At 71.1% G+C, this 12,828-nt stretch carries 5 protein-coding genes and 9 pseudogenes; 3 read left to right on the top strand and 11 right to left on the bottom strand.

Going from position 1 to position 12,828, the window contains the following annotated elements:
• Positions 1 to 3: 3 nt before the first annotated feature.
• Both QIY60_RS07110 and QIY60_RS07105 read right to left on the bottom strand, forming a co-directional pair.
• Positions 4 to 260 (bottom strand): annotated as a pseudogene (locus QIY60_RS07110) (WhiB family transcriptional regulator).
• A gap of 312 nt (positions 261 to 572) precedes the next feature.
• Positions 573 to 1,537: pseudogene (locus QIY60_RS07105) on the bottom strand (diacylglycerol kinase family protein).
• A gap of 101 nt (positions 1,538 to 1,638) precedes the next feature.
• On the opposite strand from QIY60_RS07105, the pseudogene QIY60_RS07100 reads away from it, so the two are divergent.
• Positions 1,639 to 2,078: pseudogene (locus QIY60_RS07100) on the top strand (hypothetical protein).
• Positions 2,079 to 2,164: 86 nt separating this feature from the next.
• On the opposite strand, the gene QIY60_RS07095 reads toward QIY60_RS07100, so the two are convergent.
• The 3 genes from QIY60_RS07095 to QIY60_RS07085 form a co-directional block, all read right to left on the bottom strand.
• The gene (locus QIY60_RS07095; RefSeq protein ID WP_349253903.1) at positions 2,165 to 3,073 is read right to left on the bottom strand and encodes an RNA polymerase sigma factor SigF; all 909 of its coding nucleotides are present in this window, start codon (positions 3,071 to 3,073) and stop codon (positions 2,165 to 2,167) included.
• A gap of 52 nt (positions 3,074 to 3,125) precedes the next feature.
• Complete coding sequence (locus QIY60_RS07090) at positions 3,126 to 3,539, bottom strand: anti-sigma regulatory factor (RefSeq protein ID WP_283141670.1); 414 nt, start codon at positions 3,537 to 3,539, stop codon at positions 3,126 to 3,128.
• A gap of 303 nt (positions 3,540 to 3,842) precedes the next feature.
• Complete coding sequence (locus QIY60_RS07085; RefSeq protein ID WP_283145843.1) at positions 3,843 to 4,112, bottom strand: UBP-type zinc finger domain-containing protein; 270 nt, start codon at positions 4,110 to 4,112, stop codon at positions 3,843 to 3,845.
• Positions 4,113 to 4,143: 31 nt separating this feature from the next.
• On the opposite strand from QIY60_RS07085, the pseudogene QIY60_RS07080 reads away from it, so the two are divergent.
• Positions 4,144 to 5,741, top strand: a pseudogene (locus tag QIY60_RS07080) (cation:proton antiporter).
• Positions 5,742 to 5,744: 3 nt separating this feature from the next.
• Here the strand turns inward: QIY60_RS07080 and QIY60_RS07075 are convergent.
• The 6 genes and pseudogenes from QIY60_RS07075 to QIY60_RS07050 all read right to left on the bottom strand — a co-directional run bounded on the left by QIY60_RS07075 (position 5,745) and on the right by QIY60_RS07050 (position 11,068).
• Positions 5,745 to 6,734: pseudogene (locus tag QIY60_RS07075) on the bottom strand (pyridoxal-phosphate dependent enzyme).
• A gap of 178 nt (positions 6,735 to 6,912) precedes the next feature.
• The gene (locus tag QIY60_RS07070; RefSeq protein ID WP_283141669.1) at positions 6,913 to 7,263 is read right to left on the bottom strand and encodes a hypothetical protein; all 351 of its coding nucleotides are present in this window, start codon (positions 7,261 to 7,263) and stop codon (positions 6,913 to 6,915) included.
• Between the two features lie 46 nt (positions 7,264 to 7,309).
• Positions 7,310 to 7,588: a hypothetical protein gene (locus tag QIY60_RS07065; protein WP_283141668.1), complete on the bottom strand. Its 279-nt coding sequence runs from the start codon at positions 7,586 to 7,588 to the stop codon at positions 7,310 to 7,312.
• A gap of 1,003 nt (positions 7,589 to 8,591) precedes the next feature.
• A pseudogene (locus QIY60_RS07060) lies at positions 8,592 to 9,177 on the bottom strand (peptidoglycan recognition family protein); the annotation flags it as partial.
• 145 nt (positions 9,178 to 9,322) lie between these two features.
• Positions 9,323 to 10,537, bottom strand: a pseudogene (locus QIY60_RS07055) (globin domain-containing protein).
• A gap of 76 nt (positions 10,538 to 10,613) precedes the next feature.
• A pseudogene (locus QIY60_RS07050) lies at positions 10,614 to 11,068 on the bottom strand (Rrf2 family transcriptional regulator).
• Positions 11,069 to 11,328: 260 nt separating this feature from the next.
• Here QIY60_RS07050 and QIY60_RS07045 point away from each other — a divergent pair.
• Positions 11,329 to 12,658, top strand: a pseudogene (locus QIY60_RS07045) (family 2B encapsulin nanocompartment shell protein).
• Positions 12,659 to 12,828: the final 170 nt, after the last annotated feature.

The raw sequence follows: 12,828 nt of genomic DNA, 5'->3' as shown, positions 1-12,828 counted from the left end.
GGATCAGGCGGTCGCGTTGCGCGCCCGGTTGCGAGCGGCACGGCGCTTCATCGCGCGGCGCTCGTCCTCGCTGAGGCCACCCCAGACGCCGGAGTCCTGGCCGGACTCGAGCGCCCACGCAGGCACTGCTCCATGACGGGGCAGCGGCGGCGGACGGCCTTGGCTTCCTCGATCTGCAGCAGCGCAGGACCGGTGTTGCCGATGGGGAAGAACAGCTCGGGGTCTTCCTCACGACAAACGGCGTTGTGACGCCAGTCCATGGCTGCTACCTCTCTTGGTATTACGTGCGGGTTGCTTGTGAATGTGAACGCTTTCACGAATCCCCCGCAAGGAAGGGCCGACTTCCAGTTGGACTGGTTGTGGTCCTGAGTTGAGGAGGGTTCTGGCTCTCACGGAGGCCGGTGTTGCGGGCCGTCCCGATCGCCATGTAGAGATTCGCAAACCTCGGCGGCGGATACAACCCCTTCCGGAAAGTTTTTTTGATTCCTCGGTGTCGACTGGGTCACAGTCGTACTTCTATGGGGTGGGGCCCAGCCCAAACGTTCGAGTTAAAGGACTTTCGGCCCTTCCACTCACACAATCACACGCAGTGCACGGCGTACGCCTGTGAACGTCACGCTCGTACGCAGACCCAGGTGGTCGCCGTCCATCTGGAAGGGCAGCGGGGCCTTGGAATGCAAGGTGAAGTCCGTGAGGTCGTGCAGTGAAACCGCGTGCTTGCCGTGTGGACCCTTCTCGGGGGTCGAGGTCAGCAGCTGGGTGGCGTAGCGGGCCGCCGACGCGGTCGAGAGCCGGAGAGGGAGAGCACGTCCAGGGCCGTGTCGAAGGACGCCTCCGGGGCCGCGTACACCGGGCGATTGCCCAGGTAGGTCCAGGGGAGGTGTTGCAGACTATCGACATCACCAGGTCCTCGACCGGGTCCTGGCCGAGGCGCTCCAGGGTGATCGTCCCGTGCCGGCGGTGCTGCTCGGCGAAGAACTGGCGGGCCACCTGGCGGATGTAGAGGCTGTGCGTGGAGCGTCTGCCGCGCTCCCGCTGCTGTTCGACCCGGCCGACGACCCCGGCGTCGAACCCGAGCCCGGCGCAGAACGTGAACCAGCGGTCCGGGACGCCCTCGTCCTCGCTGCCCGGCGTGCCGGCCGCCAGGCCGGGGCTCACCGTGCGGCCGCGTCCTCGCGCAGGGCGTCCAGCAGTATGCCGGTCGCCTCGACGGGCTCGTTGGGCAGTCCGACCGCGCGCGCGAAGACATTGGTGGAGCCGCCGGGGACCACCGCGAAGCTCGGCAGGTTCTCCAGGTCAGGGCCGTTGTGCAGCAGACCGTTGACGACCTCGTTGACCGTGCCGTCGCCGCCGAGCGCCACGACCAGGTCGATGTCGCTGCTCTCCGCCGCCCGCCGCCCGAGGTCGCGGGCGTGCCCCCGTACTCCGTCGTCACGGCCTCCAGCTTCATCTCGCTGGCCAGCGCGTGGATGAGGACATCACGGGTGCGGGCACTGGTGGTGGTAGCCGCCGGGTTGACCACGAGAAGTGCACGCATGGGCGCCAGAGTACCTACCGGGCGGTACCGGGCACAGTCCAGCCCCCTCTCCCAGGCCCCGGAGCGGGCTCCCGCCGAGGGCTACCCTGCTGGGGTGAGTACTGAGCAGCACCCTGACAGCGAGAGCGGCGCCGGCACCCCGAGGGGCCGCGCCCGGGCGGCTGACCGCGGCCGCCGCGATCGCCGCGATCGAGGGCCTGGCCCTGGTCGGCGGCGGCCTCTTCATGCTGGTGATGGGCCTGATGGGCAAGCCCGACCAGCCGCGGCAGGCCGAGACGGGCGGCGTGACGCTGATCGTCCTCGGGATCATCCCGCTGGTCGCGGCGCGCGGGCTGCTGCTGCGCCGCCGCTGGAGCCGGGGGCCCGCGCTGATCACCCAGATCCGGCGCTGCCGGTCGCCTGGATGTTCCTGAACGCGGACAGGGCGGCGATTCCCGCGGGGATCGTGATGGCCGTGGTCGCGGTGGCCGGGCTTGTCCTGCTGGTCAATCCGGCCACGGCGGAGGCGCTGGGTGTGCGCGGGGCGGGCGGGGCGCGGTAGCGCTTCGCGGGGTGCGGTGAGTTCGGCTGCGGGCCGGTGGAGGCTGGCCGCGCAGTTCCCCGCGCCCCTTGCGGGGCGCGCCCGTCCTACTCCTCCACCAGTAGCTTCTCCCGCAGCTGGGCCGGGGTTCTGGCCAGCAGCCGGGAGACGTGCATCTGGGAGATGCCGACCTCCTGCGCGATCTGCGACTGGGTCATGTTCCCGAAGAAGCGCAGCAGCAGGATCCGCTTCTCGCGCGGCGGCAGGTCCTCCAGGAGCGGCTTGAGCGACTCCCGGTACTCGACGCCCTCCAGCGCCTCGTCCTCCGCGCCCAGCGTGTCCGCGACCGCCGGCGACTCGTCGTCCGTGTCGGGGACGTCGAGCGAGAGCGTGGAGTACGCGTTCGCCGACTCCAGGCCCTCCAGGACCTCCTCCTCGGAGATGCCCAGGCGCTCCGCCAGCTCGTGCACCGTGGGCGAGCGGCCGTGCTGCTGGGAGAGCTCGGCCGTGGCCGTGGTGAGGGCCAGCCGCAGCTCCTGGAGGCGGCGCGGCACCCGGACCGCCCAGCCCTTGTCGCGGAAGTGCCGCTTGATCTCGCCGACGACCGTCGGGGTCGCGCACGTCGAGAACTCGACGCCGCGCTCCAGGTCGAACCGGTCCACCGACTTGATCAGGCCGATGGTGGCGACCTGGGTCAGGTCGTCCAGCGGCTCGCCGCGGTTGCGGAACCGCCGGGCCAGGTGCTCGACCAGCGGCAGGTGCATCCGGACCAGCTTGTTGCGCAGCTCGGCCTTCTCCGGCGAGCCGTCCGGAAGCTTGCGCAGCTCGATGAACATCGCCCGCGCCCCGCTGCGGTCCTGCGGATCGTGCTGGTGTTGCGTGTGCTCGATGTGCTCGCTCATGTGGGCCGCCCGCTCTGCCTGCCGCGTCTGCTCCGCCACGGCCTCAAGGCCGTCAAGTCCGTCCACCGGGTGCGGCCGGGCCTGCTGCTCCGGAATACCGACGGAGCGCGGCACCTCCAGGTGCGTCTCGGGGATGCCCTGTCGTCCCGCACCGGACCGTCCCCGCTCACGCCGGTCCGGGTCCCGCGCCGCGCTGTTTGTACAGGCTGATGGAGACCGTACGGTCGTCGGCGACCAAGGAGTCGACCTTGCCGGCGAGCGCGGAGAGCACCGTCCAGGCGAAGGTGTCGCGCTCGGGCGCCCGGCCGTCCGTGGTCAGGGCCGAGACCGTGACCTCCAGGGAGTCGTCGACGAGGCGGAAGACACAGCTCAGTACGGAGCCGGGAACGGCCTGCTGAAGCAGGATCGCGCAGACCTCGTCGACCGCGATACGCAGATCCTCGATCTCGTCGAGGGTGAAGTCCAAACGTGCCGCGAGACCGGCCGTGGCCGTACGCAGCACCGACAGGTAGGCACCTGCGGCCGGCAGCCGGACTTCCACGAAGTCCTGATTCCCGGGCTCGCCTGCGATCTGGGACACCCTCACCTCCAAGGTGGCACAAGCTCTCTCGGGCCCCGGCGGAGGGGACGCCTCCGGGGCCATGCGGTACGTAATGCGGTGATCGTGCGTCGTCCACGCGATCGTGGTGCTCGGAAGGGCGACGCTATCGCGATCCATGGTGTCGTGTCGCCGGGACCCCTCCCGGCAGGTGTCACTCATGGTAAGCATATGAGCACGGACAGTGGCTAGAGGTGTGCGGTGCCCAATTGCTGTGAACCGACGCCGGGTTGACGTACCAGGCCGCGGGCCGTCGAACCGTCCGGATCCTCCTGACCTCCCGCGTCACACCAGTACGTTGTCCACAAAGCACCAGCGCCAGTCCTCGCCCGCCTCCAGGGTGCGCATCACCGGGTGCCCGGTCTCCTGGTGGTGGGCGGTCGCGTGGCGCATCGGCGAGGAGTCGCAGCAACCCACATAGCCGCAGACCAGGCACTGCCGCAACTGTACGAAGTGGGTGCCCGCGGCCAGGCACTGCGGGCACGTCCCGGTCAGCGGCGCGGGCTCGGGGCGCGGCAGTTCGGCAACGTGCGGGCACTCGCTCGCGATTGCCAGGTTACGACGGTCCGGGTGTGAGGTGGCTGGGATGGACGCGTTGCCGCTGGTGGCACTGGTCGCGGGGAGCGCGGTGGTGGCCGGCGCCGCCCGCCGCACCCCGGTCCCGGCCCCGCTGCTCCTGGTCGCGGCGGGCCTCGCCGCCGCCTATGTGCCGGGCGTCCCGGACTACACGCTCGACCCGCACATCGTGCTGCCCCTGCTGCTGCCGCCGCTGCTGTACACGGCCGCCGTCGACAGCTCGTACCTCGATCTGCGGGCCAATCTGCGGCCCGTCGCGCTGCTCTCGGTCGGTTACGTCCTGTTCGCGACCGTGGCCGTGGGCTGGCTCGCCTATCTGGTGGTGCCCGATCTGCCGCTCACCGCCGCGCTGGTGCTCGGCGCGGTGGTCGCGCCGCCGGACGCGGTCGCGGCGACCGCGATCGCCCGCCGCCTCGGCCTGCCGAGCCGGATCACCACCATCCTGCAGGGCGAGTCGCTGGTGAACGACGCGACCGCGATCACCGCGTACAAGGTGGCGCTCGCGGCCGCGGTCGGGGAGGGGCGACCTGGGCGGGCGGGGCCGGGGAGTTCGCCCTCGCCTCCGTCGGCGGGATCGGGATCGGGCTCGTCCTGATGGTGCCGATCCAGTGGCTGCGCACGCATCTGACGGAGGCGCTGCTCCAGAACACCCTCTCGCTGCTCATCCCGTTCGTGGCGTACGCGGCGGCCGAGCAGGTCAGGGCGTCCGGGGTGCTGGCGGTGGTGGTCGTCGCGCTGCACCTGGGCCACCGCTCCTGGCGGGTGGACTTCGCCACCCGGCTCCAGGAGGCGGCGGTCTGGAAGATGGTCGCCTTCGTCCTGGAGTCGTCGGTGTTCGCGCTGATCGGGCTGCAGCTGCCGGTGGTGCTCAAGGGGCTCGGCGAGTACCGGGTGGGGGAGGCGGTGCTGTACGCGACCAGGGTCTTCGCCGCGGTCGTCGCGATGCGGTTCGTCTGGGTCTTCCCGGCCACGTTCCTGCCGAGGGCGCTCTCGGAGCGGATCCGCACGCGCGAGCCGGACACGGACTGGACGGCGCCGGTGATCGTGGGGTGGGCCGGGATGCGCGGGGTGGTCTCGCTCGCCATCGCCTTCTCGATCCCGATGACCATGCACGACGGCCGCCCCTTCCCGGCCCGGAACCTGGTGCTCTTCCTGACCTTCACCACGGTCATCGCCACCCTGGTGGTGCAGGGGCCGACGCTGCCGCCGCTGATCCGGGCGCTCAGGCTGCCGGGGCGGGACGCGCGGGCCGAGACGCTGGCCGAGGCGCAGGCCCAGAACGAGGCCTCGCTGGCCGCCGAGCGCCGCCTGGACGAGCTCCTGGCGGACGAGGCCAACGCGCTGCCGCCGCCGCTGGCCGACCGGCTGCGCACGGTCATGGAGCAGCGCCGCAACTCCGTGTGGGAGCGCCTCGGCGGGGTGAACGCGGTGACCGGCGAGTCGGCCGACGCCACCTACCGCAGGCTGTCGCGGGAGATGATCGGCGCCGAGCGCGAGGTGTTCGTCCAGCTGCGGGACGCGCGCCGCATCGACGACGAGATGCTGCGGACGCCGCTGCGCAGGCTCGACCTGGAGGAGGCGGCGGCGTACCGGGAGAGCGAGTCGTAGCGACTAGAACGGCTGACCGGTGACGACGGCCGAGACCGTCGTGCCCTCGGGGAACGCGCCCTCCTCGGCGAGGGTCAGCAGCCCGTACAGCATCTTGGCCACATAGAGGCGTTCCACGGGCAACTGGTGGCGGGCCTCGAAGTCGTCCGCGAAGGCGTCGAGTCCGGGGTCGTGCGGGCGTAGCCGCCGCAGTGGAAGCGCTCGTCGAGGGACCAGTTGTCCCCGGGCGCCCCGAACGTCTCGCGCTGCAACTCCCGTATCTCGCGCGCGAGGAACCCGCCCCGCAGCACCGGGAACCCGACGGCCCGCTGCCCCGGGGCGAGGCCGGCGGCGAGGCCGGCGAGGTGCCGCCGGTGCCGCAGGCCACGGCCACCACGTCGGCCAGGCCGTGCAGTTCGCGTCCGAGGTCCGTGCACCCCCGCACGGCGAGGAGTTGCTGCCGCCCTCGGGCACGACGTACGCGGCCTCGCCGAACCGCTCGCGCAGCGCGGCGAGCACCTCCGGCTCGGCCTTGCGCCGGTAGGTCGCGCGGTCCACGAAGTGCAGCCGCATGCCGTCCGCCGCGCACCGGGCGAGCGACGGGTTGAGGGGCCGGTCGGCGAGCTCGTCGCCCCGGACCACGCCGATGGTGGGGAAGCCGAGGAGGCGGCCCGCGGCGGCGGTGGCGCGCAGATGGTTGGAGTAGGCACCGCCGAAGGTCAGCACCGGCCGCCCGGCCGCCTCGCGCAGGTTCAGCGCGAGCTTGCGCCACTTGTTGCCCGGAGGGTACAGCTCCACTGGTCCGAGCGCACCGGGGCCGCCCGGCAGCGTGGTGTGGATCAAGTCGTCCCGCTTGAGCAGCAGCCGCACGCCCCGGCGCTCGAACCGCTCGTCGTGGGCTTCCTGGAGCGGGGAGGGCGGCCGGGGCTGCAAGGCGGTGGCAAGGTCTACGGGCTGGCTCACCAGTCCATTGTGGCTGCTCAGAGCCTCTGCTGCTGCTTGCCTGGTGCGCATCGGGAGCACCGGCACGGCGGCCACACGGAGGTGATCAACGGTGACAGCAGGGCGTCGGCCGCTTCGAGGCCACCTGACAGGCCGGATTGACCGAACGGTGATACGAACCCGGAACAGGTCCACGCAGGGCCGGCCTGCCGGCCGACACCCCGGGCGCGGGATTCGGGGCGGAGGCGGTCTATTTCTGCGCGACGACCCGGATGGTCGCGCCGGGCTCGACGTTCACGGTCTTCGTGCCTGCCGTGCCGGTCACCAGCTGTCGCAGTGCGTCCAGCCGGGTGGTGTCCAGGGACAGGTTGTACGGCACCATCTCCTGGGGCGCGGAGTCCGCCGTAACGGGGGCGAACTCGTAGATGTCCCCGGGGTTCATGAAGACCAGGGTCACCTTCTCCCCGGCATTGAGCTTGTCCAGCTTCAAGCCGTTGAGAGCCTGGCCGACAGGCGCCAGTAACTCGGGCGCGAGGCCCAGTTGTGTGACCTGGACCTGCTCCTTGGTGAACCGGCTGACGATGACCAGTCCTTCTTGCACGTTGATCGTCTCGACGTCCGTCTGTGACGCGGTCTTGGCGCCCCTCTCACTGCTCGCGGTGGAGTTCGGTGACGATCTTCACGCCCTTCTTGGTCACGTTCTCGTACAGCCGCTGCACTGCATCGGTGCCGGGCCGGCAGTCCATCGCCGACAGGGAGAAGTCGATCAGGTGCCGGACGGCGTAGGCACCGCGTTCGCTCTCCCTGTCCTTGTTGTTGTCGTCCACGTACTTCTCCGAGTCCTGCGGGTAGTAGATGCGGGACTCCTGCGTGCGTAGAACACTGCCCGCGCGGGCTTGGTCCTCAGTTCCAGGCTGAAGCCGCACACGCCGGTGTAGGGCTTGGCCCCGGGCTCGTGCTTGAGCGTCGTCACCTCCACGAGGCGCTGCCAGCGCTCGTCCATGTAGAAGCGGGCCGTGACGTCGAAGCTCTCGGTCGCCGCCGCCTCGGCGCTGCCGAACATGAAGTCCGCGAGGAGGAGCCCCGTCCCCGGCGGACCCCTTGGAGCCGAACACCATTCGGCTCATGGAGTCGGCCTGAGCCGTCATCGCGGCTTTGGCCATCTGAAACTCGGTCATTCCGTTCGCGAGCCGGACCGGCTCGCTTTTGCCCGTCCCCTTGAACGTCCCGATGTAGGACTCGAACGTCCCACCACACTGCTTCTCCACCATGGGCTCCAACCCTTCCTTGGTGTCCGGGAGTTGGCGCGGTACACCCTCACCGAGCCGCAGCAGTCCCACCCTGTCGCACCGCCCTGGGCGCTTCACTCCCCCGGGGAGACACGAATGAGCCAATGCGTCCGCGGGGCGGCGACTCTCGCCGGACTCCACCTCCGCGGAGCGCTCGTCCGGCTCCGCAGCCCCCGTCCCGCAACATGTTCCGAACGTGAGACAGGCCCTGGGAGGACAGCTGTCCAGGCCGTCCACATGAGCGGGCGGGCGAGCCCCTGACCGTCGAACCGGTCGAGAACCCGACCGACTTGGCCCGTGCCCGGCGGCTCGGCCGGTCGAGCTTCCACACCAGGAGATGCCGCACCTCTCCGGCCGGAACGGCCGAGATCGCGTTGTCGAACTCCTCGCGCTTGATCCCCGCCTTGAAGGCGGACAGCTCTTCTTTCCAGACCTCGCGGACCGTCAGTCCTCTCGCTGGGCGCGCCCCGTAGATCACGCTCGTGCGCTGTCGGCGTCGTCTCGTCGTCCTGCGCCGGACGCCGTGGCGGGTGAAGCGCTCGTCCTCGACCGGTTGCAGGGGCGAAGGGATGCGCGGCCGCAGGGCGGCGGCGAGGTCGAGCGCTTCTTCGGTCACCTGTCCATGGTGACCGGCGCCCCACTTCAGGCGCTCCTGGACCCGCTCCCGCAGCCAGTCCATGCCGAAGCCGCGCGGGTCGACCTTGCCGGGCTGCCACTCCCTGTGGCCGATCACCGACCGTTCCCCCAGCCGTAGTGGCGGCACCGGCCGTCGCGGCCTTCTCGATCGCCAGGAGCTGGGCCTCCGGCCGGTGGTCCTCGCCGTCGCCGAGGTTCTCGCACCCGAACCCGTAGAAGCGCGCGTTGCCGTCGGTTTCGGCCTTGCCGCAGGGCGGCAGGCGTTTCTCGGCGATCACCGCGCGCAGTACGTCGCTGTCGCCCGCGCCGGCGTGGTTGGCGCGGCCGTTGCCGACCAGGTGGACCGTGCCGTCCTTGGTGATCACGCCGTGGCAGAGCAGGCCGGGCAGGCTGTCGTAGCCTTCGTAGCAGATGCGAACGGTGGTGTCGGATCCCTGGGTGACGGTGTGGTGGATCATCACGCCGTTGATCGGACCCCAGGCGCCGTGCCCGGCCCGGTTGTGGGTGCGCCAGCCGTCGACCTCGACGACCCGGAGGCCTTCGGCGCGCAGGGCGGAGAGGAACTGGTCAGCGGACATGGGTGGGGCCATGGCCGACTCCTTCGATCTTGCGGTACCCCGGATCGCGGCACCGGGTGCGGTTGAGGCGGAGTGCTCGCCACCGCTTCTACCGGAACTTCCCTGCGGGGGCGATCTGTTCGGGCGGCGTGCGGGCCGGTCCGGACAGATCGCCCGATCACGGTCGGTCGTGTGCGAGCCAGAGGTCGGGGCCGAACACCTCGTAGTGGATGTCGGCGGCCGCGACCCCCTTGTCGAGCAGTTGGCCGCGCACCGCCGCATGAACGGCAGCGGACCGCACAGGTACGCGCGCGTGCCGGCGCCACCGTGACCGAGGAGAGGTCCACCAGGCCCGTGCGGTCGCCCGGGTGGCCCGGCTCGGGCCGCTCGTACCCAAGTGGGCCGAGGAGTGGGGGAGTTTGGCCGTCAGCGCCGCGTGGTCCTCGCGCAGGGCGTGGTCGGCGGGGGAGCGGTCGCCGTGCACCACGGTCACCGGGGCGCGGTGACCGGCGTCGGCCAGGTGCTCAAGCATCGACAGCGTCGGGGTGCAGCCGATCCCCGCCGAGGCGAGCAGCAGGGGCGCCCCGCTGCCGTCGAGGACGGATTCGTCGAGGACGAGATCGCCGTACAGGGCCGAGACGCGCAGCCGGTCGCCCTCGCGCACGCGCGCGTGCAGGTGGAGGGAGACCTCTCCGTCAGGCGCCCGGTCCCCGCCCCGGACCCGCTTGACCGTGATCGAGCGGGTGGCGGTGCCGGGGGCGCCGCGAGGCTGTACTGGCGTATCTGGCGGGCGCCGTCGGGGAGTTCGACCTGGACGGAGACGTACTGGCCGGGGCGGAAGCCGGGCGCCGGGGCGTCGTCGGCGGGCCGCAGCCGGAAGGTGGCGACGTCGGCCGTCTCCTCGGTGCGCCCCTCGACGGTCCACTCGCGCCACACGCCCCCGGCGGCCACGCCCCGCTCGGCGTAGAGCCGGGCCTCGACGGCGATCAGGGCGTTCGCCATCAGCCAGTACACCTCGTCCCAGGCGGCGGCGACCTCGGGCGCCACGGCCTCGCCGAGCACCTCGGCGATGGCCGCGACAGGTGCTCGTGGACCACGTCGTACTGCTCGACCGTGATGCCGAGCGAGGCGTGCTTGTGGGCGATGCGGCCCAGCATCACGTCGGGGCGCTCGTCCGGGTGGTCCAGGAGGTGGACCGCGAAGGCCGCGATGGACCCGGCGAGCGCCTGCCGCTGGACCCCGGCGGCCTGGTTGCCCCAGTTGAACAGGTCGCGCAGCAGCTCGGGACAGGCCGCGAACAGCCGTGCGTAGAACCGCTCGGTGACGGCGGGGAGGGCCGCGCCGACGGCGGGCAGGGTGGCGCGACGGTCGCGGCCGACTTCTCGGACAGCAAGGGGACTCCTCTTAATTGGAATCTAATACTCGTATTTTTGGCTGCGAAGCAAGCCCGCGAGCGGGCCGGGGGTGCCTCAGCCGTCCGTCCGGCGTCCGCCCGTGAGGCCGATGAGCAGCGGACCGGTGGGCGAGGTGACGAGGTCGGCGACGGTGAGGGTCGAGCGAGGCGCAGAACGCCTCCTGGGCCCGGCGCAGCGCTCCGCGCAGCCGGCATGCCGAGTTGAGCGGGCACGGCACGGCCCCCTCGCACTCGACCACATCGCCGAGGCCTCCAGTTCGCGGACCAGGCCGCCGACCGACGCCCGGCGGCCCGCCGGGGTGAGTGCGAGCCCGCCGCCGCGGCCGCGCCGCGCCTCGACGAGGCCGAGGTGCTGGAGCCCGGCGACCACCTTCGCGGTGTGCGTATAGGGCACCCGCATGGTCTCGGCCACCTCGCGGGTGGTGGGCGGGACTCCCGGTCGCCCTCGTCGGCGACGGCCAGACGCATCAGTACGCGAAGCGCCAGGTCCGTGAATCTCGTCAGCCGCATGGGGCCAGCGTAGATAACTTGCATATGCCATGCAAATTTGTGGCCGGAACTGCGAAGGTGCCCCGACGGAGAGCGCAACCTGCCCCGCCGAGGGCCGTTCTAGTCCCACTCGTTTGTGTAATGGCGCCCGCACGGTCCGTGCTGGAAGGCTTCTCGCGCAGGTCAACTCACGATCGGAAGATCGAGAGGAAACACATGTCGGTCGAGGCGGGCCCGGGAACCGCGCGCAGCAGAGTCTTGGCACCGCAGCCGCGCGGAATCTGGCGACCACCACCAAGTCCGCCCCGCAGATGCAGGAGATCACCTCCCGGTGGCTGCTGCGGATGCTGCCATGGGTCCAGGTGCAGGGCGGTACGTACCGGGTCAACCGGCGACTGAGCTACTCGGTGGGCGACGGGAAGATCACCTTTGGCAGACCGGTGGGCGGGTCGCCGTCATCCCGGCCGAGCTGGGGGAGCTGCCCGCGCTGCCGGGTTCGAGGACGAGTCCGCGCTGACCGAGCTGGCGAACCGGTGCGAGCAGCGCGAGTTCGCCGCCGGGGAAGTGCTGGCCACCCAGGGCGACCCGGTGGACACGGTCTACCTGCTGGCCCACGGCCGCGTGGAGCAGATCGGCACGGGGCCGTACGGGGACGAGGCGGTGCTCGGGGTCCTGGCGGACGGGGCGCACCTGGGCGAGCAGGCGCTGGTCTCCGGCGAGACCACCTGGGACGCCACGGCCCGGGCGGCGACGGCGTGCACGGTCCTGGCGCTGAGCCGGGCGGACGTGCTCAACCTCGCGGAGCGGGCGTCCTCGCTCGGCGAGCACCTCGCGGCGTACGCGCTGATCCCGGAGCAGCGCACCAGCAAGTACGGCGAGGCGGCGATCGACCTGGCGTCCGGCCACGTCGGCGAGCCGGTCATCCCGCACACGTACGTGGACTACGAGGGCGCGCCCCGCCAGTACGAACTCTCCGTCGCGCAGACGGTCCTGAAGGTCCACAGCAGGGTCGCGGACCTCTACAACCAGCCGATGAACCAGACCGAGCAGCAGTTGCGGCTCACCGTGGAGGCGCTGCGCGAGCGCCAGGAGGACGAACTCGTCAACAATCGAGAGTTCGGCCTGCTCAGCAACTGCGACTACGGACAGCGGCTCCAGCCGCACGACGGCGTGCCCGGCCCCGACGACATGGACGAACTGCTCTCCCGGCGGCGCGGCAGCAAGCTCTTCCTCGCCCACCCGCGCGCCATCGCCGCCTTCGGGCGCGAGTGCAGCAAGCGCGACCTGGTCCCGGAGAGCGTGGAGATCAGCGGCAACCGCATCCCGACCTGGCGCGGTGTGCCGATCTTCCCGTGCAACAAGATCCCGGTCAGCGACGCCCGTACGACCTCGATCATCTGCATGCGTACCGGCGAGGCCGAGCAGGGCGTCATCGGGCTCCAGCAGAGCGGCATCCCGGACGAGATCGAGCCGAGCCTGTCGGTGCGGTTCATGGGCATCGACGAGCAGGCGATCATCTCGTACCTGGTCACCGCCTACTACTCGGCCGCGATCCTGGTGCCGGACGCCCTCGGCGTCCTTGAGAACGTGGAAGTGAGCCGCTGGCGCTGACCTCGCAGGCAGACCCCGCGCGGGCGGTCGGCGGCCGGGGAGGTCCGCCGGCCGCCCGCGCGGAACCGCGTACCCGCGGGCGCCGCGTGAACGCGCGCACCGGCCACGACGTAGGGAAGACCACGTATCGAACACGGCGAGAGGAATGTCGAGTTGGTCATGGGGAAGCC

This window comes from Streptomyces sp. BPTC-684 (genome assembly GCF_030028635.1).
GTDB lineage: Bacteria > Actinomycetota > Actinomycetes > Streptomycetales > Streptomycetaceae > Streptomyces > Streptomyces noboritoensis.
This window is presented reverse-complemented; position numbering and strand designations above follow the sequence as displayed.